Source organism: Mycobacterium colombiense, assembly GCF_003284935.1.
In the GTDB taxonomy this organism is placed as follows: domain Bacteria; phylum Actinomycetota; class Actinomycetes; order Mycobacteriales; family Mycobacteriaceae; genus Mycobacterium; species Mycobacterium arosiense_A.
Genome location: NZ_QMEV01000018.1, coordinates 1 through 25,975 on the forward strand (window position 1 = coordinate 1; position 25,975 = coordinate 25,975).

Annotated in this window: 20 protein-coding genes and 1 pseudogene; 15 read left to right on the plus strand and 6 right to left on the minus strand. The window is 68.4% G+C overall.

What is annotated here, in order from left to right; genetic code table 11:
- Positions 1-381 (minus strand): annotated as a pseudogene (locus tag DQP57_RS11075) (hypothetical protein); the annotation flags it as partial.
- A 45-nt stretch (positions 382-426) separates the two neighbouring features.
- A complete protein-coding gene (locus tag DQP57_RS11080) occupies positions 427-1,179 on the minus strand; it encodes a hypothetical protein (RefSeq protein ID WP_205869095.1) in 753 nt (250 codons plus the stop codon).
- Positions 1,180-1,309: 130 nt separating this feature from the next.
- Here DQP57_RS11080 and DQP57_RS11085 point away from each other — a divergent pair, with 130 nt between their 5' ends.
- Positions 1,310-2,686, plus strand: a complete 1,377-nt coding sequence (locus DQP57_RS11085; protein ID WP_112633022.1) for a mannosyltransferase — start codon at positions 1,310-1,312, stop codon at positions 2,684-2,686.
- Here the strand turns inward: DQP57_RS11085 and DQP57_RS11090 are convergent.
- Both DQP57_RS11090 and DQP57_RS11095 read right to left on the minus strand, forming a co-directional pair.
- A complete protein-coding gene (locus DQP57_RS11090; protein WP_066868689.1) occupies positions 2,683-2,967 on the minus strand; it encodes a 4a-hydroxytetrahydrobiopterin dehydratase in 285 nt (94 codons plus the stop codon). The two genes, DQP57_RS11085 and DQP57_RS11090, sit on opposite strands and share 4 nt — an antisense overlap.
- A gap of 80 nt (positions 2,968-3,047) precedes the next feature.
- Positions 3,048-3,824 (minus strand): cell division protein DivIVA, encoded by a 777-nt coding sequence (locus tag DQP57_RS11095; RefSeq protein ID WP_112633023.1) that lies wholly within the window; start codon positions 3,822-3,824, stop codon positions 3,048-3,050.
- 302 nt (positions 3,825-4,126) lie between these two features.
- Here DQP57_RS11095 and DQP57_RS11100 point away from each other — a divergent pair, with 302 nt between their 5' ends.
- The 7 genes from DQP57_RS11100 (at position 4,127) to DQP57_RS11130 (ending at position 15,587) form a co-directional block, all read left to right on the plus strand.
- A complete protein-coding gene (locus tag DQP57_RS11100) occupies positions 4,127-4,519 on the plus strand; it encodes a (deoxy)nucleoside triphosphate pyrophosphohydrolase (protein ID WP_112633024.1) in 393 nt (130 codons plus the stop codon).
- A gap of 460 nt (positions 4,520-4,979) precedes the next feature.
- Positions 4,980-8,678 carry a nitrate reductase subunit alpha gene (locus DQP57_RS11105; protein ID WP_112633025.1) on the plus strand — a complete coding sequence of 1,233 codons (3,699 nt, stop codon included), beginning with the start codon at positions 4,980-4,982 and terminating at the stop codon, positions 8,676-8,678.
- 1 nt (position 8,679) lies between these two features.
- Complete coding sequence (narH, locus tag DQP57_RS11110; RefSeq protein ID WP_112633026.1) at positions 8,680-10,299, plus strand: nitrate reductase subunit beta; 1,620 nt, start codon at positions 8,680-8,682, stop codon at positions 10,297-10,299.
- Positions 10,296-10,964: a nitrate reductase molybdenum cofactor assembly chaperone gene (gene narJ / locus DQP57_RS11115; protein WP_112633027.1), complete on the plus strand. Its 669-nt coding sequence runs from the start codon at positions 10,296-10,298 to the stop codon at positions 10,962-10,964. The genes narH and narJ overlap by 4 nt, the downstream gene beginning before the upstream one ends.
- Entirely contained in the window at positions 10,957-11,688 is a 732-nt protein-coding gene (narI, locus tag DQP57_RS11120) for a respiratory nitrate reductase subunit gamma (protein WP_112633028.1), read from the plus strand. Before narJ ends, narI begins: the two co-directional genes overlap by 8 nt.
- A gap of 59 nt (positions 11,689-11,747) precedes the next feature.
- Positions 11,748-13,637, plus strand: coding sequence for a translational GTPase TypA (gene typA, locus DQP57_RS11125; protein ID WP_112633029.1), 1,890 nt, complete (start codon positions 11,748-11,750; stop codon positions 13,635-13,637).
- Positions 13,638-13,682: 45 nt separating this feature from the next.
- The gene (locus DQP57_RS11130; protein WP_165821802.1) at positions 13,683-15,587 is read left to right on the plus strand and encodes an ABC transporter family substrate-binding protein; all 1,905 of its coding nucleotides are present in this window, start codon (positions 13,683-13,685) and stop codon (positions 15,585-15,587) included.
- Positions 15,588-15,598: 11 nt separating this feature from the next.
- Here DQP57_RS11130 and DQP57_RS11135 read toward each other — a convergent pair whose 3' ends face one another.
- Positions 15,599-16,210, minus strand: coding sequence for a TetR/AcrR family transcriptional regulator (locus DQP57_RS11135; protein ID WP_112633031.1), 612 nt, complete (start codon positions 16,208-16,210; stop codon positions 15,599-15,601).
- A 96-nt stretch (positions 16,211-16,306) separates the two neighbouring features.
- On the opposite strand from DQP57_RS11135, the gene mshB reads away from it, so the two are divergent.
- The 4 genes from mshB (at position 16,307) to DQP57_RS11155 (ending at position 21,318) form a co-directional block, all read left to right on the plus strand.
- Positions 16,307-17,212: an N-acetyl-1-D-myo-inositol-2-amino-2-deoxy-alpha-D-glucopyranoside deacetylase gene (mshB, locus tag DQP57_RS11140; RefSeq protein ID WP_112633032.1), complete on the plus strand. Its 906-nt coding sequence runs from the start codon at positions 16,307-16,309 to the stop codon at positions 17,210-17,212.
- 92 nt (positions 17,213-17,304) lie between these two features.
- Complete coding sequence (locus DQP57_RS11145) at positions 17,305-17,766, plus strand: hypothetical protein (RefSeq protein WP_112633033.1); 462 nt, start codon at positions 17,305-17,307, stop codon at positions 17,764-17,766.
- A 96-nt stretch (positions 17,767-17,862) separates the two neighbouring features.
- Positions 17,863-20,514 carry a bifunctional FO biosynthesis protein CofGH gene (locus DQP57_RS11150; protein ID WP_112633076.1) on the plus strand — a complete coding sequence of 884 codons (2,652 nt, stop codon included), beginning with the start codon at positions 17,863-17,865 and terminating at the stop codon, positions 20,512-20,514.
- A 39-nt stretch (positions 20,515-20,553) separates the two neighbouring features.
- The gene (locus DQP57_RS11155; RefSeq protein ID WP_112633034.1) at positions 20,554-21,318 is read left to right on the plus strand and encodes a maleylpyruvate isomerase N-terminal domain-containing protein; all 765 of its coding nucleotides are present in this window, start codon (positions 20,554-20,556) and stop codon (positions 21,316-21,318) included.
- 24 nt (positions 21,319-21,342) lie between these two features.
- Here the strand turns inward: DQP57_RS11155 and DQP57_RS11160 are convergent, their stop codons facing one another.
- Positions 21,343-21,675: a hemophore-related protein gene (locus DQP57_RS11160; protein ID WP_112633035.1), complete on the minus strand. Its 333-nt coding sequence runs from the start codon at positions 21,673-21,675 to the stop codon at positions 21,343-21,345.
- A 387-nt stretch (positions 21,676-22,062) separates the two neighbouring features.
- On the opposite strand from DQP57_RS11160, the gene fdxA reads away from it, so the two are divergent.
- The 3 genes from fdxA to DQP57_RS11175 are packed head-to-tail and all read left to right on the plus strand — an operon-like array spanning position 22,063 to position 25,926.
- Positions 22,063-22,389: a ferredoxin gene (gene fdxA, locus DQP57_RS11165; protein WP_007773662.1), complete on the plus strand. Its 327-nt coding sequence runs from the start codon at positions 22,063-22,065 to the stop codon at positions 22,387-22,389.
- Positions 22,390-22,430: 41 nt separating this feature from the next.
- Entirely contained in the window at positions 22,431-23,516 is a 1,086-nt protein-coding gene (gene dapC, locus DQP57_RS11170) for a succinyldiaminopimelate transaminase (protein ID WP_112633077.1), read from the plus strand.
- Between the two features lie 37 nt (positions 23,517-23,553).
- Positions 23,554-25,926, plus strand: coding sequence for an amino acid permease (locus tag DQP57_RS11175; protein ID WP_430918841.1), 2,373 nt, complete (start codon positions 23,554-23,556; stop codon positions 25,924-25,926).
- Positions 25,927-25,975: the final 49 nt, after the last annotated feature.

Below are 25,975 nucleotides of genomic sequence, written 5' to 3' on the forward strand. Positions count from 1 at the left end.
GGCCGGCAGGTGGGCCTGCAGACCGGGTTCCACCCCGGCCGCGGGCACATGTTGCACCGGTGCGCTGGGCTCGGCGACGAACTGATTGACCGCCGCCGCAACGTTTTTCGACTCGTTGGGCGTGGTCGGGTTGTGAGCGAAGGCTTGCGCTGCGGCCATCAGCAGCTGTGTCGCCTGCTGCGGGTCGGTGGCCGCTTGTTGGATGAGGGGGCTCAGCTGCGACAGGGCAGGCAGACCCGGCAGCCCTGGGGCCGCATTCGGTTGCGGTATCGGCTGCGGCGCCGCCGGGTCGGCTGCCGCGCTCGGGCAGAACCCGAACGCGACAGCCGATGCCGTGACGACAGCGGCCAAACCTTTGGACAGATTCCAAGTGGTTGCCACGGTGTCCTCCGGTTCTCAGTGGTGATTTAGCTGTCTAGGAACTGATCAGGGCAGGGCGGCCAGCAGCGGCGCTGCCGGTCCGGCGGGGCTGGCCGCCGGTGCCGCCGGTGCCGCGGGTGCGGCCGGAGCCTGTCCCGAAGCGAGCGCCGGCAGGTCCTGCGGGAGCATCACTTTCGGAGGCACACTGACCGGCAGGCCAGCCGGCATCGCCGGCATGTTGACCTGCGCCTGCGGCAGCTGCGGAGCGGCCGGAGTGGCCGGTGCCGCCGGTGCCGACAGTCCCGGGATCGCGGGGAGGCCCGGGATCGACGGAGCGGCCGGAGCGGCGGGACCCGCGGCAGCAGGCTGCGCACCCGTCAGGCCCTGGATCATCCCGGGAATGCCACCCGTCGCCGAAGACGGCGCGGCGGGCGTCGCCGACTGCGCCAGCCCCGGAAGGAAGGGGTTGGCCGCCGGAGAAGGCACCTGGGCGGCGGGGCTGGTCGGCGCGGTCAGTCCGGGAATCGACGGAAGACCGGCCACCGGAGCCGCCGGGGTTGCCGGCGAGGTGGCCGCCGGGACACCCGGGAAGCTGATGCCCGGAGTGGCCGGAGCCGCCGGCGGTGTGGCGCCGAGTGCGGTCGCGAGGTTCTGCAGGATTTGCGGTGCGTTGGCCGCCGAACTGATCAGCTGCTGCGGAATGTTCGGCATGGCCGGGGCCGGCACGGGGTCGGCATGGGCGATACCGCCCGTCAATAGTGCTGCGGACGAACCGACCACGACGGCGGCTGCACGCATGTAAGTCCAGATGGTTGGCATGACTCTCCCTGATTGATCGACTACAGGTTCGGGGCTGAAGTTACTTTGATGCAGATGGGACTCAAGTGACACGTGTGGCATTTATGAACTCGTTATTGATACGAGTGAGACCGGTGACCGAACGCGCGAAATGTGCGGCCCTAGGGCTGATGTGCGGACCGACGGCGCCGTGCCGCGCCTCGCGCTCGCTAAAGTCGGGCGGATAGACACCACCTCGGCCGCAGTGGCGGCGCCCAATACCCGGCGGTTGGCGAGTCTGCTGCAGGCGGCCGCGCCGATGCTGCTCGTCGCGAGCATCGCCGCGCGGCTGGCCTGGACCTATCTGGCCCCCAACGGCGCGAACTTCGTCGACCTGCACGTGTACCTGGGCGGATCCGCCGCGATCGACCATCCCGGCAGCCTGTACAGCTACGTCTACGCCGACCAGACGCCGGACTTCCCGCTGCCGTTCACCTACCCGCCGTTCGCGGCCGTCGTGTTCTACCCGCTGCACCTGGTGCCGTTCGGCCTCGTGGCCTTCCTGTGGCAGATCGCCACGATGGCCGCGCTGTACGGCGCGATCCGGCTCAGCCAACGCCTGATCGGCGGGGCGGCCGGCGGCACCGGCCGGCGTGTCGCGATGTCGTGGACGGCGGTGGCCATCTGGATCGAGCCGCTGCGCAGCACCTTCGACTACGGGCAGGTCAACGTGTTGCTGATGACCGCGGTGTTGTGGGCGGTGTGCAGCACGCGGTGGTGGCTGTCGGGGTTGTTGGTCGGCGTCGCGGCGGGCATCAAGTTGACCCCCGCGATCTCCGGCGTCTATCTGGCGGGCGCGCGGCGCTGGGGCGCCGCGGCGTTCTCGGCGGTCGTTTTCCTTGCCACCATTGGGATTTCGGTCCTGGTCGTCGGCGATCAGACGCGCTACTACTTCACCGACCTGCTGGGCGACGCCCACCGGGTCGGCCCCATCGCGACGTCGTTCAATCAGTCCTGGCGCGGGGGCATTTCGCGGATTCTGGGCCACGACGTCGGATTCGGCCCGCTGCTGGTGGCCGCCCTTGCCGTCACCGCCGTCCTGGCCGTGCTGGCCTGGCGCGCCCTGGACCCCGCCGATCGGCTGGGCAGGCTCTTGGTGGTGGAACTGTTCGGGCTGCTGCTCTCACCGATTTCCTGGACCCATCACTGGGTGTGGCTGGTACCGCTGATGATCTGGGCGATCCACGGGCCGGTGCGCGAGCGACGCGGAGCGCGCCTCGTGGGCTGGGGCTGGCTGGCCCTCACGCTGATCGGCGTCCCGTGGTTGCTGAGCTTCGCCCAACCGACCATCTGGCAGATCGGCCGCCCGTGGTATCTGGCCTGGGCCGGGTTGATCTACATCGTCGCGGCGGTGGCGACGTTGCTCTGGATCGCGGCCACTCGCCCCGCGGGCCGCGGGGACCGCGCCGAGCGTCACCCCGGCGTGGCCGTCGGCGCCGAGCATCACGCCGGCGCGACCGCCGACGGGGGCGAGGGCTCGAGGGACTAGCTGTCGACGATCCCGTTGATGTCGCGTGCCATGTCGATATCGTTTTGGGTGATGCCACCCTCGGAGTGGGTGACGAGAGCGAAAGTCACTGTCCGCCAACGAATATCGATGTCCGGATGGTGGTCTTTGCTCTCCGCGTGCTCGCCCACCCGGCGCACGGCATCGATGCCGGCGAGAAAACTCGGAAATTTGATCGAGCGGCGCAGGGCGCCGTCGGCGCGCTCCCATCCGTCCAGCTCGGGCAGTGCGGCGTCGACTTGCTCATCCGTTAACACGGCCATACCGGACTCGTCCTCTCCTGTCGGATAACGGGGTGATCGACGGGCGGCCCTTGCCGTGACCTCCCCGCGAAGGTGGTCACCTACGAGGCTACGGCGGGATTACCCGGTGCTTGACTCTTCTGGTCCAAGGCCACGACGACGCCCGCGTCCGGGAGGCTCTGTCGTTGCTGGTAAGCGGACTCCAGGCTGGCGGGAACGTCCTGTAGGTCGCGGGCCACGCCCATCAGTTCTTCCAGGATCATGATCCGTTGCTGATTCGCCTCGTCCATCGCCCGGTGGGCTCGCTCATCGAACTCGTGAGCCTTCTGCTTTGCGTCGGCGAGCAGCTGCTCACGCTCGTGCTGGGCGTCCTGCCAGGCCGCATCGATCAATGACTGGGCTTCGGCCCGCATCCCGGCGAGGTCGGCGTCGAGCTTTTTCCTGGTTTCCTCACACTCGACTTCGAGCGCTTTTCGCTGCGCGGCCATGTGCTCCAACAACTCTCGGTGTTCTCGCCGCGCGGCCTCCGCCTCGGCCGCGGCATCCGCGATCAGGGCATCCGCCTCGGCGCGTGCGTCGGCCTGCATCCGGGAAACCTCATCGAGCGCGCGCCGCAACAGCTTCGCCATCCGATGCTGCATCGCATAGGGCGTCGGTGACGTGTCCGAGAGTGCGGCGACCTCATCCCGCAGGCAGGCGACCTCGATCCGAAGCCCGGCCGCTTCATTGCTGGATTCGTCGCGCTGGTTCCTGAGGTTCAGGACTTCGTCGATGAGCAACTTCTCCTTGGCGAGCAACGCCTCGATGTAGGGGTCGACCAGAGCCGGGTCATAGCCCCGGAAGATCCGAGTGAACGATTTTGCGGGTTCGGTGATCATTGCCAACTCCCCTCATTGGAAGTGCCTGTCGTGGTCGTGACCGACTAGGGTCGAGTATTCCACGGGGGCGCCTAAACCGTAAGAGAGTCGTTGTGTCCCAAGGTAATTCGATAGCAAAATCGACCGGTGGAGCCGTCTCGGCGGCAGTTCGCAGTGTGCGGCTGCACGGCCCTTGCTCCGGCGCGCGAAGACGTTCGCCCTCGCAGGCGGGGGCGCGCAGCCGTCCGGATCCCACCGGCGTTGCGCCCAGGCGTTGCCGAGCGGTGGTGTTGCGCAACGGGCGCCGTATACCGTGACTGGCCATGCCGACCCAGATCGTCGTCGCCGGCGCCCTCATCCGCGACGCCAAGGTCTTGGTGGCACAGCGCGTCCGTCCGCCGGAGCTGGCCGGGCGGTGGGAGCTGCCGGGCGGCAAGGTCGCGCCCGATGAGACGGAGCGCGACGCGCTGGCCCGCGAGCTGGCCGAGGAGCTGGGTCTTGGCGATGGCGACGTCGCGGTGGGTGGCCGGCTCGGCGGCGACATCGTGGTGGACGGCGGGTTCACGCTGCGCGCCTACCGCGTGCGCCTGGTCCGGGGCGAACCCGATGCCCGCGACCATCGGGCGTTGCGCTGGATAACCGCCGCTGAGCTGCACGATCTCGACTGGGTCCCGGCCGATCGGGGCTGGTTGGCGGACCTGGCCAAAGCTCTCTAGGAGCTACCTCATAACAAGTACACAGAGTTCCGGCAGCTTATGTACAGCCGCGTTGCAGGTCTTCGCAGTGAACTGAAGACAACAATATGACGTGTAATAACGACGCCACACGAAGCTGCCCTGGATGTGCGTGCCGATAGCGAGCCGAACGCTTGTGCAGACCAGGCCGTCGCGGCCGCGGTGCCGGGACGGCGGGTCTCCCGGTGCGCAAAAACGACTGCTCATGACGCCTTTTTCGAACAATCGCCCGCGCGCGGGGAGGCCGGTTTCACCCTCGACCCAGACCTATGCTGGTGCTGTATCGCCGCCCAGCCCGCGGGCCAGACATGCCGAGCGCTGAGCCGATCCGAGCTGGTGCGGGCGGGCGGATCAGCGGGCTGACTGCCCATCACGACGCAGGCCGGGTCGACCGCGGGGCCCGGCGACGAGGCGCGACGCTACCGAATCGGAGGACCACTTCTTGACTGTCACACCTCACATCGGCGGAGTGCTCGAGGAGCTCCTGGAGCGCAGCGGGCGGTTCTTCACCCCCGGAGAGATCTCGGCCGACCTGCGCACGGTCACCCGGGAGGGCGGCCGTGAAGCCGACGTGTTCTACCGGGACCGGTGGAGCCACGACAAGGTGGTGCGCTCGACGCACGGGGTGAACTGCACCGGATCGTGCTCATGGAAGATCTACGTCAAGGACGGGATCATCACCTGGGAGACCCAGCAGACCGACTACCCGTCGGTGGGCCCGGACCGGCCCGAGTACGAGCCGCGCGGCTGTCCCCGGGGCGCGTCGTTCTCGTGGTACAGCTACTCGCCCACCCGGGTGCGCTACCCCTACGCCCGCGGGGTGCTGATCGAGATGTACCGGGAAGCCAAGGCGCGCCTCGGCGACCCGGTGCTGGCCTGGGCCGACATCCAGTCCGATCCGCAGCGGCGTCGTCGCTATCAGCGGGCGCGCGGCAAGGGCGGTCTGGTCCGGGTCACCTGGGCCGAGGCCACCGAGCTGATCGCGGCCGCCCACGTCCACACCATCAAGACCTATGGACCGGATCGCGTCGCCGGATTCTCCCCGATCCCGGCGATGTCGATGGTGTCCTACACCGCGGGCTCGCGGTTCTTCGAGCTGATTGGCGCCCCCATGACGTCGTTCTACGACTGGTACGCCGACCTGCCGGTCGCCTCGCCGCAGGTCTTCGGCGACCAGACCGACGTGCCCGAATCCGGGGACTGGTGGGACGCAGCGTATTTGATGATGTGGGGTTCCAACGTCCCCATCACCCGCACGCCCGATGCGCACTGGATGGCCGAGGCGCGCTACCGCGGCACCAAGGTGGTGACCGTCAGCCCGGACTACGCCGACAACACCAAGTTCGCCGACGAGTGGATGCCGTGTGCCGCCGGCACCGACGGTGCACTGGCCATGGCGATGGGCCACGTGATCCTCTCGGAATGCTATGTGCAAAAGCAGGTTCCGTTCTTCACCGACTATTCCCGCCGCTACACCGACCTGCCCTTCCTGATCAAGCTCGAAGAACGCGGCGACATGCTGGTGCCAGGAAAGAACCTCACGGCGGCGGATCTGGGGGAGGCCGTCGAGAACGCCTCGCTCAAACCCGCTGTGCTGGACCAGATCACCGATTCGGTGGTGGTGCCGCACGGCTCGCTGGGATTCCGGTACGGCGAGTCGGGTGTGGGGAAGTGGAACCTCGATCTCGGTGACCTGACGCCCGCGCTCAGCGTGCGAGACGCGCAGGGCTGCAACGGTGACGCCGAGACCGCGCTGGTTCACCTGCCCAGCTTCGACACGGTCGACGGCGAGGGCACCACCGTGGCGCGCGGCGTCCCGGTGCGCCGGATCGGCAAGCACGTGGTGTGCACCGTCTTCGACCTGATGCTCGCCCAATACGGTGTGGCACGCCCCGGCCTGCCCGGCGAATGGCCCACCGGCTATGACGACGCCACCCAGCAGAACACCCCGGCCTGGCAGGAAGCGATCACCGGCGTGTCGGCGGCCCAGGCCATCAGGGTGGCAAGGGAATTCGCGCACAGCGCCGAGGAATCCGGCGGCCGCTCCATGATCATCATGGGCGGCGGTATCTGCCACTGGTTCCACAGCGACGCGATCTACCGTGCGGTACTGGCGCTGCTGATGCTGACCGGGTCGATGGGCCGCAACGGCGGCGGCTGGGCCCACTACGTCGGCCAGGAAAAGGTGCGCCCGCTCACCGGATTCCAGACGATGGCGATGGCGACCGACTGGGTGCGCCCGCCGCGGCAGGTGCCCGGCGCCTCCTACTGGTACGCACACACCGACCAGTGGCGCTACGACGGATACGGCGCGGACAAACTGGCCAGCCCGGTGGGCCGCGGCAGGTTCGCGGGCAAGCACACCATGGACCTGCTGGCCTCCTCGGTGGCCATGGGGTGGAGCCCCTATTACCCCCAGTTCGACCGATCCAGCCTCGACGTCGCCGACGAGGCGCGCGCCGCCGATCGCGACGTCGCCGACTACGTCGCCGAACAGCTGGGCCAGCGCAAGCTCAAGCTCGCCGTGACCGATCCCGACAACCCGGTGAATTGGCCACGGGTGCTTACCGTTTGGCGCGCCAACCTGATCGGCTCGTCGGGCAAGGGCGGCGAATACTTCCTGCGTCATCTGCTGGGTACCGATTCCAACGCCTCGGCGCTGCCCCCGGAGGACGGGGTGCGGCCCACCGGCGTGACGTGTGAGGGCGACATCCCCGAGGGCAAGCTCGACCTGATGATGTCGATCGATTTCCGGATGACCTCGACCACGCTGGTGTCCGACATCGTGCTGCCGGCGGCCACCTGGTACGAGAAGGCCGACATCTCCAGCACGGACATGCACCCCTACGTGCATGCGTTCAGCGCGGCGACCGATCCGCCGTGGGAAACCCGTTCGGACTTCGACGCTTTCGGTGCGATCGCCCGTGCCTTCAGCGCCATGGCCAAGGACCATCTGGGCACCCGCACCGACGTGGTGCTCACCGCGCTGCAGCACGACACCCCGGATGCGATGGCCTATCCCGATGGCACCGAACAGGATTGGCTGCAGTCCGGTGCGATGCCGGTGCCCGGCCGCACGATGGGCAAGCTCACCGTGGTGGAGCGCGACTACGGCGCCATCTACGACAAGTGGCTGACCCTGGGGCCGCTGGTCGACAAGTTCGGTTTGACCACCAAGGGCGTCACGGTGCACCCCTTCCGTGAGGTCGAGGAGCTGGCCGCCAAGTTCGGTGTGCTGAATTCCGGTGTGGCGGCGGGGCGTCCGGCCGTCACCACCGCGTCGCGGATGGCCGACGTGCTGCTGCTGCTGTCCGGCACCACCAACGGACGGCTGGCGGTCGAGGGCTTCCACGAACTGGAGAAGCGCACCGGTCAGCGGCTGGTGCATCTGGCCGAGGGCAGCGAGGACAAGCGCATCAGCTACGCCGATACCCAGGCCCGGCCCGTCCCCGTGGTCACCAGCCCGGAGTGGTCGGGCAGCGAAACTGGTGGCCGTCGCTACGCGCCCTTCACCATCAACATCGAAAACCTCAAGCCGTTCCACACCCTGACAGGGCGGATGCACTTCTATCTGGCCCACGACTGGGTCGAGGAACTCGGCGAGCACCTGCCGGTGTTCCGCCCGCCGCTGGACATGGCGCGGCTGTTCGGCGCACCCACGCTCGGCGCTACCGAGGACGGCATCGGCCTCACCGTGCGCTACCTGACCCCGCATTCGAAGTGGTCGTTCCACTCCACGTATCAGGACAACCTGTACATGCTGTCGTTGTCCCGCGGTGGCCCGACGATGTGGATGAGCCCGGGCGATGCGGCGAAAATCAATGTGCGCGACAATGATTGGGTCGAGGCGGTAAACGTCAACGGCATCTACGTGTGCCGGGCGATCGTCTCGCACCGGATGCCCGACGGCGTGGTCTACGTCTACCACGTCCAGGAGCGCACGGTGGATACCCCGCGCTCGGAGACCAACAACAAGCGCGGCGGGAACCACAACGCGCTGACCCGGGTCCGCATCAAGCCCAGCCACCTGGCCGGCGGCTACGGACAGCACGCGTTCGCGTTCAACTACCTGGGTCCGACCGGCAACCAGCGCGACGAGGTGACGATCGTCCGTCGTCGTAGCCAAGAGGTGGTGTACTGACATGAAGGTCATGGCCCAGTTGGCGATGGTGATGAACCTCGACAAATGCATCGGCTGTCACACCTGCTCGGTGACCTGTAAGCAGGCGTGGACCAACCGACCCGGTACGGAGTACGTGTGGTTCAACAACGTCGAAACCCGTCCCGGACAAGGCTATCCGCGCACCTATGAGGACCAGGAGCGCTGGCGCGGCGGGTGGATTCGCGACAAGAGGGGCCGCCTGCGGCTTCGCGACGGGGGCCGGCTGCAAAAGCTGCTGCGCATCTTCGCCAATCCGAAGCTGCCCGTCATCGGCGACTACTACGAGCCCTGGACCTACGACTACGAAAACCTGACCACCGCCCCGGCGGGTGACACCTTCCCGACGGCCGCGCCCCGAAGCCTGATCAGCGGTGAGCCGATGAAGGTTTCGTGGGGGCCGAACTGGGACGACAACCTGGCCGGGTCGCCGGAGATCCTGGCTGGGGACCCGATTCTGAAGAAGGTCAGCGAGGAGGTCAAGCTCTCGCTGGAAGAGACCTTCATGTTCTACCTGCCCCGGATCTGCGAGCACTGCCTCAATCCGTCCTGCGTGGCGTCGTGCCCGTCGGGCGCGATGTACAAGCGCAGCGAGGACGGCATCGTGCTGGTTGACCAGGACCGGTGTCGCGGCTGGCGGATGTGTGTGTCCGGATGTCCTTACAAGAAGGTGTATTTCAACCACAAGACGGGCAAGGCCGAGAAGTGCACGCTGTGTTATCCGCGGATGGAGGTCGGCCTGCCGACCATCTGTTCGGAGACCTGTGTGGGCCGGCTGCGCTACCTGGGTGTGGTCCTCTATGACGTCGACCGGGTGTTGGAAGCGGCGTCGGTGGAAAAGGAGACCGATCTCTATCCGGCGCAGTGCGAGATCCTGCTCGACCCCAACGATCCCGACGTCATCGCCGGTGCGCGGGCGGAGGGGATACCGGACGAGTGGATCGAGGCGGCCCAGCGTTCGCCGGTCTACGCGCTGATCCACACCTACAAGGTGGCGCTGCCGCTGCACCCGGAATACCGGACCATGCCGATGGTCTGGTACATCCCGCCGCTCTCGCCGGTGGTCGACGCGGTCAGCCGCGACGGGCACGACGGTGAGGACCTCGGCAACCTGTTCGGTGCGCTGGATGCGCTGCGGATCCCGATGCAGTACCTGGCCGAACTGTTCACCGCCGGCGATACCGCCGTGGTCGAGGGCGTGTTGCGCCGGCTGGCGGCGATGCGCTCCTACATGCGCGACATCAACCTCGGCCGGGAAACCCAGCCGCACATCCCGCATTCGGTCGGCCTGACCGAAGAAGAGATCTACGAGATGTACCGGCTGCTGGCCATCGCGAAATACGAAGAGCGCTATGTCATTCCGACGGCCTTCGCACCGCAGGCCCGCGACCTGGAGGAGATGGCGGGCTGCTCGTTGACCGGAGACGGCGGGCCGGGCATGTACGAGTCGGATCCGGTGCCGGTGTCCGTCGAGACCTTCCACACCCTCAAGCAGCGCGGTGACGATCCCGCCAACGCGCGGCGGTCGGGCCGGGTGAACCTGCTGAATTGGGACGGCGGCCAGGTGCCCGCCGGCATGTTTCCCGAGGGGCGGCAGCGATGAAGCTGCTGTCGGCGCTGCGCGAGCGGTCCACCACCCGGGCGATGCAGGATCGCCTGGTGTGGCAGGCGGCGTCGCTGCTGCTGGCCTACCCGGACGACGGGTTGGCCGGGCGCCTGGACGCCGTCGAGGAGCTGTTGGGGCATGTCAGCGGTGCGCCGGCGGCGCTGCTGGGGCAGACGGTCGCGGCGCTGCGTGCGACCGAGCCGATGACCGCGGCGATGGACTACGTCGCGACGTTCGACATGCGGCGGCGCGCCACCATGTACCTGACCTACTGGACCGCGGGCGACACCCGCAACCGGGGCCGGGAGATGCTGGCGTTCGCCACCGCCTACCGGGAGGCGGGGGTGCAACCGCCGGGCGGTGAGGCGCCCGATCATCTGGCCGTGGTGCTCGAATTCGCCGCCACCGTCGACCCCGACGCCGGGCGGCGACTGCTGAACCAGCATCGGGTGCCGATCGACGTGCTGCGCGGCGCCCTGGCCGACGCGAAGTCACCCTACGAACCGACGGTGGCGGCGGTCTGCGAGACCCTGCCGGACGCGACCGATCAGGAAGTGCGCCGGGCCGAGCGGCTGGCGCAAGCCGGCCCGCCGGCGGAAGCCGTTGGACTGCAACCGTTTACCTTGACCGTGCCACCCCGCAAAGGATCGCCAAGTGTTTAGCAACGTCCTGTTCTGGGACATCGCGCCCTACGTCACGCTGTCGGTGCTGATCGTGGGCACCTGGTGGCGCTACCGCTACGACAAGTTCGGTTGGACCTCGCGGTCGTCGCAGATCTACGAGTCGCGACTGCTGAGCATCGCCAGCCCCATCTTCCATTTCGGCATCCTGGCGGTCTTCGCCGGACACGTGATGGGGCTGTTTGTTCCGCCCCGGGTGACCCACATGCTGAAGATGAGCGACCACTTCTACCACCTGCAGGCGGTCATCGCCGGGTCGGTGGCCGGCATCGCTACGCTGGTCGGCATCGGGTTGCTGATCTACCGGCGGTTCACCCGCCCCGCGGTGTCCGTGGCCACCAGCCGCAGCGACAAGGTGATGTATGTGGTGCTGGTGCTGGCGATCGTGGTGGGCCTGTACTGCGACCTGATCGGCACAGGCCCGCACGGCGGGGAGTTCCACTACCGCTACACGGTGGGCTTGTGGTTCCGCCGGATCTGGATATTCCAGCCGCACGGCGAGGTGATGATCAACGCCCCGCTGGACTACCAGCTGCACGCCCTGATCGGCATGGTGCTGTTCACGCTGTGGCCGTTCACCCGGCTGGTGCATGCGTTCAGCGCGCCGGTCGTCTACCTGTTCCGGCCGTACATCGTCTACCGCAGCCGCGAGGCGGCGGGTAAGGGTCAGCTCGTCGGCACGGCGCCGCGCCGGCGGGGCTGGTAAAGGGCGCCCGGTCACCAGCCGGTTCGCTATCCGGGGCCCCCGCTGCCACAATCACCGACGTGCTATTTCGCAACGTCGCCATCGTCGCCCACGTCGACCACGGGAAGACCACCCTGGTCGACGCGATGCTGCGGCAGTCGGGCGCGCTGCACCACCGGGGCGACGACGCGGTCGAACGCCTGATGGACTCCGGGGACCTGGAGAAGGAAAAAGGCATCACGATCCTGGCCAAGAACACGGCCGTGCATCGCAAGAATCCGGATGGAACGACGACCGTCATCAACGTCATCGACACCCCGGGCCACGCCGACTTCGGCGGCGAGGTGGAGCGCGGCCTGTCGATGGTGGACGGGGTGCTGCTGCTGGTCGACGCCTCGGAGGGGCCGCTGCCGCAGACCCGGTTCGTGCTGCGCAAGGCCCTGGCCGCCCACCTTCCGGTGATCCTGGTCGTCAACAAGACGGACCGGCCGGACGCCCGGATCTCCGAGGTCGTCTCCGAAAGCCACGACCTGCTGCTCGACGTCGCCTCCGACCTCGACGAGGACGCGCAGAAGGCCGCCGAGGCCGCCCTGGACCTGCCCACGCTGTACGCCTCGGGACGGGCCGGCATCGCCAGCACGACGGAACCGGCCAATGGCGAGAACCCCGAGGGCGACAACCTCGATCCGCTGTTCGACGTCCTGCTCGAGCACATCCCGCCGCCGCAGGGTGATCCCGAGGCCCCGCTGCAGGCGCTGGTCACCAACCTGGACGCGTCGGCGTTCCTGGGCCGGCTCGCGCTGATCCGCATCTACAAGGGCCGTATCCGCAAGGGCCAGCAGGTGGCCTGGATGCGCGAGGTGGACGGCCACCCCGTCATCACCAACGCGAAGATCACCGAACTGCTGGTGACCGAGGGCGTCGAGCGTTCCTCGACCGACGAGGCCGTCGCCGGGGACATCGTCGCCGTCGCGGGCATTCCCGAGATCATGATCGGCGACACGCTGGCCGATCCGGACCACGCGCACGCGTTGCCGCGCATTACCGTCGACGAGCCCGCCATCTCGGTGACCATCGGCACCAACACCTCGCCGTTGGCGGGCAAGGTGAAGGGGCACAAGCTGACCGCTCGCATGGTGAAGTCGCGCCTGGACGCCGAACTCGTGGGCAACGTCTCCATCAAGGTCGTCGACATCGACCGGCCCGACGCCTGGGAGGTGCAGGGCCGCGGCGAGCTCGCGCTGGCGGTCCTTGTCGAACAGATGCGCCGCGAGGGTTTCGAGCTCACGGTGGGCAAGCCGCAGGTCGTCACCCAAACGATCGACGGCAAGCTGCACGAGCCCTTCGAGGCGATGACCATCGACTGCCCCGAGGAATTCGTCGGCGCCATCACCCAGCTGATGGCCGCCCGCAAGGGACGCATGGAAGAGATGACCAACCACGCCGCCGGGTGGGTCCGGATGGACTTCATCGTGCCCAGCCGCGGCCTGATCGGCTTCCGCACCGACTTCCTCACGCTGACCCGCGGCACCGGCATCGCCAACGCGGTGTTCGACGGCTACCGGCCGTGGGCCGGGGAGATCCGCGCCCGCCACACCGGGTCGCTGGTGTCCGACCGCGCGGGCACCATCACCCCCTTCGCCATGATCCAGCTCGCCGACCGGGGCCAGTTCTTCGTCGAGCCCGGCCAGGACACCTACGAGGGCATGGTCGTCGGGATCAACCCGCGCGCAGAGGATCTCGACATCAACGTCACCCGCGAGAAGAAGCTGACCAACATGCGGTCGTCGACCGCAGATGTCATCGAAACGTTGGCCAGGCCGCTCGAACTCGATCTCGAGCAGGCCATGGAATTCTGCGCGCAAGACGAATGCGTGGAGGTGACCCCGGAGATCGTGCGGGTGCGCAAGGTCGAGCTGGACGCCACCTCCCGGGCCCGCAGCCGGTCGCGCGCCAAGGCCCGGGGTTAACACCTGGTGGTCGGACGGGCCGCTGGGCGGCTGCTCGATACCCTGATCAGCGTGCCGAGACGTGTCCGCCGTTGGTTCATGGTGCTGGGCGGACTGATCTTCCTGGTCGGACTCGTGCTCTCGGCCTGTACGGTCAACCCGCCACCGGCGCCGCAGAGCACCGACACGCCGCACAACTCCGTGCCGCCGCCGCCCCGGGTCAGCGAGATCATCATGGGCATCGACTCGATCGGGGCCGGCTTCAACCCGCACCTGCTCTCCGACCTGTCCCCGGTGAACGCGGCGATCAGCGCGCTGGTGCTGCCGAGCGCCTTCCGGCCGGTGCCCGACCCCAACACGCCGACCGGTTCCCGCTGGGAGATGGACCCGACCCTGCTGGTGTCGGCCGAGGTGACCAGCCAGAACCCGTTCACGGTGACCTACAAGATCCGACCGGAGGCGCAGTGGACCGACAACGCGCCGATCGCCGCCGACGACTTCTGGTACCTATGGCACCAGATGGTCAGCCAGCCCGGCGTCGTCGACCCGGCCGGGTACGACCTCATCACCGGCGTGCAGTCCTTGGAGGGCGGCAAGCAGGCGGTGGTCACCTTCGCCGAACCGTATCCGGCGTGGAAGGAGTTGTTCGCCAACATCCTTCCGGCGCACATCGTCAAGGACGTGCCCGGCGGTTTCGCCGCGGGCCTGGCCCGCACGCTTCCGGTCACGGGCGGCCAGTTCCGGGTGGAAAGCATCGACCCGCAGCGCGACGAGATCCTGGTGGCCCGCAACGACCGGTACTGGGGGCCGCCGGCCAAACCCGCGCTCATCCTGTTCCGCCGCGCCGGTGCGCCGGCCGCGCTGGCCGATTCGGTGCGCAACGGCGACACCCAGGTGGCGCAGGTGCATGGCGGCTCGGCGGCGTTCGCGCAGCTGTCCGCCATTCCCGACGTCCGCACCGCGCGGATCGTGACGCCGCGGGTCATGCAGCTCACGCTGCGGGCCACCGAGCCCAAACTGGCTGACACGCAAGTCCGTAAGGCGATCCTGGGGCTGCTCGACGTCGACCTGCTCGCGGCCGTGGGCGCGGGCAGCGACAACACCGTCACCCTGGACCAGGCCCAGATCCGCGCGCCGAGCGACCCGGGCTACGAGCCGACCGCCCCGCCTGCGATGACGACTCCGGCGGCGCTGGCGCTGCTGGAGGCGGCCGGTTACAAGGTCGAACCCAACACTTCGGCTTCAGCGGCCCCACCCGCGCCGGCCCCGCCGAACACCGGGCCGCCCGAGGTCATCCGCGGCCGGATCAGCAAAGACGGCCAACAGCTTTCACTGGTGATCGGGGTCGCGGCGAACGACCCGACCTCGGTCGCGGTGGCCAACACCGCCGCCGACCGGTTGCGCAACGTCGGCATCGCCGCGACCGTGCTGGCGCTGGACCCGGTCACCCTCTATCACGACGCACTGAACGACAACCGGGTGGACGCGATCGTCGGGTGGCATCAGGCGGGCGGCAACCTGGCGACCCGGCTCGCCTCCCGATACGGTTGTCCCGCACTGGAATCGACGCAGGTCCCGATCTCCAACGGCCCGGCGCCCGCGCCGTCGGCCCCTGCCGGTCCCACGCCGTCCACTGGGCCGCCCGCCAAGTCGACGACACCGACGACCACGCCGCCGCCCAGCCGCCCGGCCGACCCCAACGCCCTCGTGCAGGCGCCGTCGAACCTCACCGGGATTTGCGATCGCAGCATCCAGTCGAACATCGACGCCGCCCTCAACGGCACCAAGAACATCAACGACGTGATCACCGCCGTGGAACCGCGCCTGTGGAACATGTCCACCGTGCTGCCGATCCTGCAGGACACGACGATCGTCGGGGCCGGCCCGAGCGTGCAGAACGTCAGCCTCTCCGGTGCGGTACCGGTCGGCATCGTCGGCGACGCCGGCCAATGGATCAAGACCGGGCCGTAGCGCCGGGGCCGTCAGTCGGCGGGACGCGCCGCGCGCGGCGGTATCACGGTGTCGACGATGAGCGCCAGCTCGCGCCGGTTCGGCGGCGATCCGTTCAGCAGGAAGTGCTGGTTGATCAGGGCCGACCCGATGCGGGCGGTGAGGGGGGTGACCGTCGTCGGGTCGAGGTCACCGTCGTCGATGGCGGCCTGCAGGATCGATTCCACGATCTTCATGCGCGGCCGCACCACCGCGTCGGCGAAGATGGCCCGCATCTCGGGCTCGTGCAACAGCTGATGGATGACGTCCAGACCCGGAAAGCCGGTCTTTCCCGCCAGCAGGTCGCGCTGCGCGGTGAACATCGCGAGCAGATTTTCGCGGGCCGAACGCCCGGAACGCAGCTCGGGCAGCGGCGGTAGCGCGAATACCAGAGCGGCGTGCACCAGCTCGCACTTGGTGTCCCAGCGCCGGTACAGGGCGGCCTTGCCGGTATGGGCGCGCGCCGCGATGCCCTCCATGGTCAGGCCGCCGTAACCGACCTCGGTCAGCTCGGCCAGGGTGGCCTCGTAGAGGGCGCGTTCGAGGACCTCACCGCGCCGGCGGCTTCGGCTGCCGGTGTGGTCTGCGTCCGTGAGCTGAGGCACCCCTTGATAGTAGCCGTGCGCGTTCCTATCTGCCGCGTACCGGTGGGTAGCCGCCGGGCTGCCGAAGCCGCCGCGGCTGCCGGTAGGGTGCCGTCCATGCCTGAGACGCCGCGGCTGCTGTTCGTCCACGCGCACCCCGACGACGAAAGCCTCGGCACCGGCGCCACCATCGCCCATTACGCCGCCCGCGGGGCGGATGTCCGCGTGATCACCTGCACGCTGGGCGAGGAGGGCGAGGTGATCGGCGATCGCTGGGCCGAACTCGCCGTCGATCGCGCCGACCAACTCGGCGGCTACCGGATCGGCGAATTGACCGCGGCGCTGCACGCGCTGGGCGTGGGCGAACCCCACTATCTCGGCGGCGCCGGCCGGTGGCGCGATTCGGGCATGCGCGGCACGCCGAGGCGACACCGGCAACGCTTCATCGACGCCGACGAACGCGACACCGTGGGCGCCCTGGTGGCCGTCATTCGCCGGCAGCGCCCGCACGTCGTGGTGACCTACGATCCGGGCGGCGGCTACGGCCATCCCGATCACGTCCACGCGCACCGGGTGACGGTGGCCGCGATCGAGGCGGCGGGTGCCGGGGCCGGCTTTGCCGGCGAGCCCTGGGTCGTGCCGAAGTTCTACTGGTCGGTCTTCGCGACGAGCGCCTTCGAGGCGGCCATGGACGCGCTGACGCCCGCGGATCTGCGGCCCGAATGGTCGATCCCGCCGAAGGAAGAGTTCACCTTCGGCTACGCCGACGAGGACATCGACGCCGTCGTCGACACCGCCCCGCAGGCCGTGGCCGCCAAGCGGGCGGCCCTCGCCGCGCACGCCACGCAGGTGGTGGTCGGGCCGACCGGGCGCGCCTGCGCGCTGTCCAACAACGCCGCCATACCGATTCTGGGGCAAGAGCACTACGTCCTGGCCGGCGGCGCGGCGGGGGAGCGCGACGAGCGGGGCTGGGAAACGGACCTGCTCGCAGGGCTTGGTTTTCCATCGGCCCCGACCCGGTAGGCTGCCAATCAGGCAGCCACGGAAGGAATTCGCATGGACCCCGACCTGGACCCTAATCAGCAACACTGGCAGGACCGGCTGGACAGCCTGCAGTGGGTTATCGGCTCCATCATGTCCAACCTCGACAGCGTCCCGACCTGACCGAAACCAAGCCACGCGTCGCGTCCGTTGACGACGCCGACGCGACCGACCCCGCGATCCGTTTCGTCGTGTTGGCCCTTTTGGCGGTCGACGGGGTGCTCTCCGCACTTGCCGGAGCTCTGTTGCTGCCTCTGTATATCGGGACGGTTCCGTTTCCCATCAGCGGACTGATTTCGGGACTGGTCAACGCCGCCCTGGTGTGGGCCGCCGGCCGCTGGACGCGCGCGCCGCGGTTGGCGGCGTTGCCGTTGTGGACGTGGCTGTTGACCGTGGCGGTGATCAGCATGGGCGGCCCGGCCGACGACGTCATCCTGGGCGGCCGCGGCCTGATGGCCTACGGGGCCCTGTTGCTGCTGGTCCTCGGGGTCGTGCCGCCGGTATGGGTGCTGTGGCGGCGCGGGCAGGGCGTCTGACGCTCGGCCGGGATGTCGCCCGCTTGCCGACGCGGGGGTGCCGCTACTGTTGACTGTTGCCCATACGGGACCCGCCAACGGGTGCCACGATTTCACATGTTGGGACGCGTGGATGAAATTCGATCGTGGGGAAGTTACACCAAAGTGCTGTTGACTCCGGGCGAGGAGCCTACCGCTCTGCCCCACCCTGTGGTTCCGGCCAAGGTTTCTCCGGAAGCCCCGCCGAAGGCCGGCTCATCGGCGCTGCGGCGGGTGCTGCGACGGGCTCGAGACGGCGTGGCTCTGAACATCGATGAGGCGGCGCTCGCCATGACCGCGCGCAGTGCGGACCTCGCCGATCTGTGCGCCAGTGCGGCCCGGGTACGCGATGCGGGTCTGGAGTCGACCGGCCGGCGCGGCCCGGGCGGTGGGCTGCCGATCACGTACTCGCGCAAGGTATTTATACCGGTCACCCACCTGTGCCGCGACACGTGCCATTACTGCACCTTCGTCACCGTCCCGGGCAAGCTGCGCGCTCAGGGCGCCGGCATGTATCTCGAACCCGACGAGATTGTCGATATCGCCCGGCGCGGTGCCGAAATGGGTTGCAAGGAAGCGCTATTCACCCTTGGCGACCGGCCAGAGGATCGCTGGCCGGAGGCGGTTGAGTGGCTCAGCGAACGGGGCTATGACTCCACGCTGTCCTACGTGCGCGCGATGGCGATCCGGGTGCTCGAAGAGACCGGGCTGCTGCCGCACCTCAATCCCGGCGTGATGAGCTGGTCAGAGATGGCCCGGCTCAAGCCGGTGGCCCCCTCGATGGGCATGATGCTCGAGACGACGTCACGGCGCCTGTTCGAGACGAAAGGGCTTGCGCACTATGGCAGCCCGGACAAAGACCCGGCCGTGCGGCTGCGCGCCCTGACCGACGCGGGCCGGCTGTCGATCCCGTTCACCACCGGCCTGCTGGTCGGCATCGGCGAGACCCTCGCCGAGCGCGCCGACACCCTGCATGCGATTCGCAAGGCGCACAAGGAGTTCGGTCATGTCCAGGAAGTGATCGTGCAGAACTTCCGGGCCAAGGAACACACCGCGATGGCCGCCGTCCCCGACGCCGGCATCGAGGACTACCTCGCGACGGTGGCGGTCGCTCGGCTGGTGCTCGGTCCCGGGATGCGGATTCAGGCGCCGCCCAACCTGGTCTCGCGCGACGAGTGCCTGGCGCTGCTCGGCGCCGGAGTCGACGACTGGGGTGGTGTTTCACCGCTGACGCCCGACCACGTCAACCCCGAGCGGCCGTGGCCGGCGCTCGACGAATTGGCCGCCGTCACCGCCGAAGCCGGTTACGAGCTGGTCCAGCGGCTGACCGCGCAGCCGAAATACGTGCAGGCACCCGCGGCCTGGATCGACCCGCGGGTGCAAGGACACGTGACGGCGCTGGCCGATCCGGCGACCGGTCTGGCTCGCGACGTCAACCCGGTGGGTCTGCCGTGGCAGGAGCCCGACGACGTCGGCTCCTCGGGCCGGGTCGACCTGAACGCTGCCATCGACAGCGAGGGCCGCAACACCGAAACCCGCAGCGACATCGACAGCGCCTTCGGCGACTGGGAATCGATCCGCGCCCACGTGCACGAGCTGGCCGCGCAGGGCGCCAAAGCGCCAGAACGCCTAGACACCGACGTGCTAGCCGCGCTGCGTTCCGCCGAACGCGACCCCGCCGGCTGCTCGGACAGCGAATACCTGTCGCTGGCCACCGCCGACGGCCCGGCACTGGAAGCCGTTGCCGCCCTTGCCGATACGCTGCGCCGCGAAACCGTCGGCGACGACGTGACGTTCGTGGTGAACCGCAACATCAACTTCACCAACATCTGCTACACCGGCTGCCGGTTCTGCGCGTTCGCGCAGCGCAAGGGCGACGCCGACGCGTACTCGCTGTCCACCGAAGAGGTCGCCGACCGCGCCTGGGAGGCGCACGTCCAGGGCGCCACCGAGGTGTGCATGCAGGGCGGCATCGACCCCGAGCTGCCGGTCACCGGCTACGCCGACCTGGTCCGCGCGGTCAAGGCGCGGGTGCCGTCGATGCACGTGCACGCGTTTTCCCCGATGGAGATCGCCAACGGGGTCACCAAGAGCGGCTTGAGCATTCGCGAGTGGCTGATCAGCCTGCGCGAGGCGGGCCTGGACACCATCCCCGGCACCGCCGCCGAGATCCTGGACGACGAAGTGCGCTGGGTGCTGACCAAAGGCAAGCTGCCGACATCGCTGTGGATCGAAATCGTCAGCACCGCACACGAGGTGGGGCTGCGGTCGTCGTCGACCATGATGTACGGCCACGTGGACAGTCCGCGGCACTGGGTCGGCCACCTCAACGTGTTGCGTGACATCCAGGACCGCACCGGTGGCTTCACCGAGTTCGTGCCGTTGCCGTTCGTGCACCAGAGCTCACCGTTGTACCTGGCCGGCGCCTCCCGTCCCGGCCCCACCCATCGCGACAACCGCGCGGTACACGCGCTGGCGCGAATCATGTTGCACGGTCGCATTTCTCAGATTCAGACGAGCTGGGTCAAGCTCGGTGTCGAACGCACGCAGGTGATGCTCAACGGTGGCGCCAACGATCTGGGCGGCACGTTGATGGAGGAGACCATCTCCCGGATGGCGGGTTCGGAGCACGGGTCGGCCAAGACGGTGGCGGAGCTCGTCGCGATCGCCGAGGGCATCGGCCGCCCGGCGCGGCAACGCACCACCGACTACACGACGCTGGCCGCGTAGCTCGCTTGCGTGTCGGGGCCGTCGGGTATACCGGAGGCCGTGAAGCGACATATCGACGACGATCGGTTCCCCGAGTGGCGGCCGTTCGTGGATGCGGTGCGCCGGCACGGACCCGACGCCGGCACGTGGTGTGAGGCCTGGACGGTGCGCGACATCGTCGTTCACCAGGCCGGAAACGCCGAAGAGCTCGCGCGGGTGCTCGGCGCCCACCTGGCCGGTGAACCCGTCGCGACCCGCGGCTTCGAGGAACGCGAGGGCCCCCTGCGCGCCCTCAACGACACCGACCTGTGGGACGCGCTGCTGGACCGGATGGCCAGCCTCGAGGAGGTCGCGGTGGCCGCCGAGGCGCTCCCGGACGACACCGACGTCGCCTGGACGGGCCGCACCATGAAGGTGCCCTGGTTCGCCGAGCACATGCGCGAGGAGCTGGTGCTGCACAGCTGGGACATCACCGGCGACGAACCGGACGCCCGGGCCCGGCTCGCCGAGCCGTGGATGACCACGCACAGCGTGCTCGCGGTCGGCAGGCCGCTGCTGATGAAGGGCGCCAAGCAACTGAACGAGGGTGAGCGCATCGATGCCCGGCTGCGGGCCGACGGCAGCGACGACGTCGTGCTGGCCGCGGGCCCCGATCAGATCACCATCGGGCTCGCCAAGCCGGAAGGCCCGGCCACCCTGGAGACCGACGCGGCCGCGCGCGTGCTGTTGTTGTGGGGCCGCAGGCCCGCCGACCCGTCACGCATTCGCAGCCGCGTCGGGCCGGAAACCCTCGGGCGCGTGCGTCGCCTGCTCGGCGGCTACTGAACCGCTTCGTGCGAAGCGGTCGGCTCAGTAGTTGTTACAGGTGACCGCGACCTGGTTGATGTCGTCGTAGTACTTCTGCGCCGACGGCATGGCCTGGATCTGCTGGGCCATCTGCTGACGCTTCGGCGGCGGCGAGGCCAGGAAGTTGCGGATGTAGGACTGCGCCACCGGCGACGAGTTCAGCTGTTGGGCAGCGGCCGGGTCGGTCGCGTTCAGCGCCGCAATGACCTGCCCGTAGTTGCAGGTGGTGTTGATGATCGCGTCGGTGGGATCCGCGGACGCGATCCCGGCCCCGGCGGTCAACGCCACCGCCGCGCTGCCAACCGCAACGCCCAATTTGCTCAACGACAGCCTCATGTGTGGACACCTTCCCCAGTTAATGCACCGCTATTACGGCGAGAACGTCTGCCCAGCGGTTGCCGTCTTTCGGTTGAGATTACCAGGCCCCGCGAGCGTGCTTGCAACGCAACGGTTATCGCCGGCCACCGCCTGGGCGTTACTCTTCGCAGGTCAGCGGCGTGTCAGCGGTGTTCGCCGTCGGCGAAACGGGCGCCGGCCGACAGCTCCGAGACTGTCGGTCTTAAATCGGTGCTCGGACAGGCGCGCCAAATGGTTGACCTGTATCTGCAACGTCTAGTATCAGTAACCGAAAGCTTCATCGGAATCGGTCGGACGCGCCGGTGCGAGCTGAACAGCAGCCCACAGTTGAGCCCAAAAGATGGCCTAGTACATGGAGGAACGTCTGTGACGTACACGATCGCCGAACCCTGTGTCGACATCAAGGACAAAGCCTGTATCGAGGAATGCCCCGTCGACTGCATCTATGAAGGCGCTCGGATGCTCTACATCCACCCCGACGAATGCGTCGACTGCGGGGCGTGCGAGCCGGTGTGCCCGGTCGAAGCGATCTACTACGAAGACGACGTGCCGGACCAGTGGAGCCAGTACACGCAGATCAACGCCGACTTCTTCGCCGAGCTGGGATCGCCCGGGGGCGCGGCCAAGGTCGGCATGACCGAGAACGACCCGCAGGTGGTCAAGGACCTGCCGCCGCAGGGCGAGGGCGACTGAGCGACCCGGTGCCCCACCAGCTCAAAAAACGCCGGCCCGCGGTGTCGGCGGCGCTGCCGGCGTTCCCCTGGGACACGCTGGCCGACGCGAAGGCGCTGGCCGGCGCCCACCCGGGCGGAATCGTCGACCTCTCCGTGGGCACCCCGGTCGACCCGGTCGCCCCGGTGATCCAGCACGCGCTGGTCGGCGCCGCGGCCGCGTCGGGATATCCGGCCACCGCCGGCACCGCCCGGCTGCGCGAATCGGCGGTCGCCGCGCTGGACCGCCGGTTCGGCATCACCGGGCTCGGCGAGGCGGCCGTGCTTCCGGTGATCGGCAGCAAGGAGCTCATCGCCTGGCTGCCCACGCTGCTGGGGCTGGGCCCCGCGGACGTGATCGTGGTGCCCGAACTGGCGTATCCGACCTATGACGTCGGGGCCCGGCTGGCCGGGGCGCGGGTGCTGCGCGCCGACTCGCTGACCCAGCTGGGTCCGCAGTCGCCGTCGCTGTATTACCTGAACTCGCCGAGCAACCCGACCGGACGTGTGCTTGGCGTCGACCACCTGCGCAAGGTGGTCGGCTGGGCCCGCGACAGGGGCTGCCTGGTGGCCTCCGACGAGTGCTACCTGGGGTTGGGCTGGGACGACCAGCCGCTGTCGGTCCTGCACCCCTCGGTCTGCGACGGTGACCACACCGGCCTGCTCGCCATCCACTCCCTGTCGAAGAGCTCGTCACTGGCCGGATACCGGGCCGGTTTCGTGGCGGGCGACCCCGAGCTGGTCGCCGAGCTGCTGGCCGTGCGCAAGCACGCCGGGATGATGGTGCCGACGCCGGTGCAGGCGGCCATGGTGGCGGCCCTGGACGACGACGCCCACGAGCTGGCGCAGCGGGAACGCTACGAGCGGCGCCGCGCGGCACTGCTGCCCGCGCTGGTGTCGGCCGGGTTCACCGTCGACCATTCCGAAGCCGGCCTCTACCTGTGGGCGACCCGCGGCGAGCCGTGCCACGACAGCGTCGCCTGGCTGGCGCAGCGCGGCATCCTGGTGGCGCCGGGCGATTTCTACGGCCCGCGCGGTGCGCGACACGTGCGGGTCGCGCTGACCGCCGCCGACGAGCGGATCGCCGCCGCCGTGCAGCGACTGACTTAGCCCGACTGCCTGCCGCGCCGGCCGGGCGACCGGCAGAATGCATGTCGTGACGACGACGGCGGGCAAGACGTACATCCCAACCTCGGTCGGGGACATCGCCAAGCGCATCTTGCTGGGAAAACCGCTGATCAACGAGAGCCTGTCGACCGAGAAGTTGTCCAATCCGATTGCGCTGGGCGCTCTGTCACCGGACGCGATCTCGTCCACCGCGTATGGCACCGAACAGATTTTGATCGAGTTGCTGCCCAACGCCGGGCTCGCGGCCTTTGCCCTGTTGCTGCCCATCAACGCGGCGATTTTGGTGATTCTGGTGTTGGTGGCCGCGTCTTACCGGCAGGTCGTGATGGCCTACACGCGCGCGGGCGGTTCCTACATCGTCGCGCGGGAAAATTTCGGACCCCGGGTGGCTCAGGTGGCCGCGGCGGCGCTGCTGATCGACTATGTCGTCACGGTGGCGGTGCAGGCGGCGGCCGGGACGGTCGCGGTGGCGTCGGCCCTCCCGGTGCTGGGGCCCTACAGCCTCGCGATCACGGTGGGCGTGGTGCTGGTCATCTGTTACGCGAACCTGCGCGGGCTCAAAGAAGCCGGCGTGCAGTTCGCGGCCCCGACCTACTTTTTCGTCACGATGATCGGCCTGACGATCGTGACCGGCGTCATCCGCCAATTGTTCTGGCATTTACCGACTTACGATGCCCAACACATTGCCGGGACGGTGCCGATTCATCGGGGCGACGGGCTGGTGATGGGTGCGACGGTGCTGGTGCTGCTGCGTGCGTTCGCCAACGGCGGGTCCTCGCTGACGGGAGTCGAAGCGATTTCTAATACGGTCAACGTCTTCCGTAAGCCGCAGGGCCGCAACGCCCGCCGGGTGCTCACCACCATGGCCTGCATCCTCGGTTTCCTGCTGGCCGGTGTCGCGTATCTGACGTTTGTCACCCACGCGACGCCGTATGAGGCCGGATATCCGTCTGTGCTGTCGCAGGTTGCCCGTGCGGTCTTCGGCAATGGCCCGATCGGCAACGTCCTGTACACCCTCGTCCAGGTCGCGACGGCGGCCATCCTGTACACCGGTGCCAACACCAGTTTCAACGGATTTCCGGCGCTGGCGAGTTTCGTCGCCGAAGACCGCTTCCTGCCGCGCCAGCTCATGAAACGCGGTCACCGCCTGGTGTTTTCGAACGGCATCATCGCGCTCACCGCGCTGTCGGTGGCGCTGCTACTGGCGACGGGCGGTTCGGTCAACGCCCTGGTGCCCTTCTACGCCATCGGCGTGTTCACCGGGTTCTCGATGGCGGGCTACGGAATGACGAAGCACCATTTGACGCGGCGCGAGCCGGGTTGGCGGCGGCGGCTGGCGATCAACCTGTCCGCGGCGATTCTGTCAACGATCGTGGTCGGCATCTTCGCGGTGGCCAAGTTCACCGAGGGCGCGTGGTTGGTGGTCGTCGTATTCCCGCTGCTGGTGTTCGTGCTGATGCGACTCAACCGTGAATATCGCGCCGAGGCAGCCATTCTCGAGATGTTCCGCACCGACCGCCCCGAGCTGGTGAAGTACGCCCGGCACAAGGTCTTCGTGTTCGTGAACTCGGTTGACCTCGCGGTCATAGAAGCGCTGCGGTACGGCCGCGGATTGCGCGCCGATGAGCTGGTCGCGGTCCACTTCATGGTCGATGAAGCGCACGCCCAGTTGATCCGAACGCGTTGGGATCACTTCGAACTCGACACTCCGCTGCGGGTGGTGGACTGCCCGGACCGGCGGATCACCCGGGCCGCGCAGGTGTTGGTCGCCAAGTCCCGCGACGAGGAGCGCAACACCAACGTCACGGTGTTGCTGCCGCGCCGCACGTACGCGCCGCTGCTCGGGCGGCTGCTGCACGACCGCACCGCGGACAAGGTCTCCCGCGCGGTCAGCCTGATACCCGATGCCGCGGCGACGATCGTGCCCTATGACGTGCAGAGCCGGATCCAGCAGGCCTACCCGGACAACTTCGAGCAACGGGTCGCGCGCGAACTCGACAAGGTGGAAGCCTGGATCAGTCGAGACGAACAGCAGAACGTCGATGCCTATGAGCACCCCGACCGCGGGCCCGCGCCGATCACGGTGTCGGGCCTGATACCCGGCCAGCGGGCCACCTTTGAGGGACGGGTCAATCAAGTCGAGGACATCAACCATGGCAGGCGGACGCGCCGCCAGGTGGTCGTCGGGGACAATACCGGCGAAATCTGCGTCACGTTCCGTTCGGAACGCGGTGGGGCCGACATAGCGCCCGGGCAGTTGCTGCGGATCACCGGCAAGCCCAAGCAGAGCGGCAACCGGCCCATGTTGTTGAGCGATCCGGCCTATCAGGTCATCGAGGACCCCGCGAACGACGCCGAGTCCGACGACTCCGAACAGACCAGCGACACGTAGCCGGCCGGCGCGCTCGCCACGAATCGCCTTGCGAATCAGGCGTTTCCGA

What these genes read in the sequence shown, in the direction of transcription:
- DQP57_RS11100 (WP_112633024.1), top strand. Translation starts at nt 4,127, where the DNA reads ATGCCGACCCAGATCGTCGTCGCCGGCGCCCTCATCCGCGACGCCAAG.
- narJ (WP_112633027.1), top strand. Translation starts at nt 10,296, where the DNA reads ATGAAGCTGCTGTCGGCGCTGCGCGAGCGGTCCACCACCCGGGCGATG.
- DQP57_RS11085 (WP_112633022.1), top strand. Translation starts at nt 1,310, where the DNA reads ATGTGCGGCCCTAGGGCTGATGTGCGGACCGACGGCGCCGTGCCGCGC.
- narH (WP_112633026.1), top strand. Translation starts at nt 8,680, where the DNA reads ATGAAGGTCATGGCCCAGTTGGCGATGGTGATGAACCTCGACAAATGC.
- DQP57_RS11095 (WP_112633023.1), bottom strand. Translation starts at nt 3,824, where the DNA reads ATGATCACCGAACCCGCAAAATCGTTCACTCGGATCTTCCGGGGCTAT.
- DQP57_RS11090 (WP_066868689.1), bottom strand. Translation starts at nt 2,967, where the DNA reads ATGGCCGTGTTAACGGATGAGCAAGTCGACGCCGCACTGCCCGAGCTG.
- DQP57_RS11160 (WP_112633035.1), bottom strand. Translation starts at nt 21,675, where the DNA reads ATGAGGCTGTCGTTGAGCAAATTGGGCGTTGCGGTTGGCAGCGCGGCG.
- DQP57_RS11175 (WP_430918841.1), top strand. Translation starts at nt 23,554, where the DNA reads ATGCATGTCGTGACGACGACGGCGGGCAAGACGTACATCCCAACCTCG.
- DQP57_RS11150 (WP_112633076.1), top strand. Translation starts at nt 17,863, where the DNA reads ATGTTGGGACGCGTGGATGAAATTCGATCGTGGGGAAGTTACACCAAA.
- mshB (WP_112633032.1), top strand. Translation starts at nt 16,307, where the DNA reads ATGCCTGAGACGCCGCGGCTGCTGTTCGTCCACGCGCACCCCGACGAC.
- DQP57_RS11080 (WP_205869095.1), bottom strand. Translation starts at nt 1,179, where the DNA reads ATGCCAACCATCTGGACTTACATGCGTGCAGCCGCCGTCGTGGTCGGT.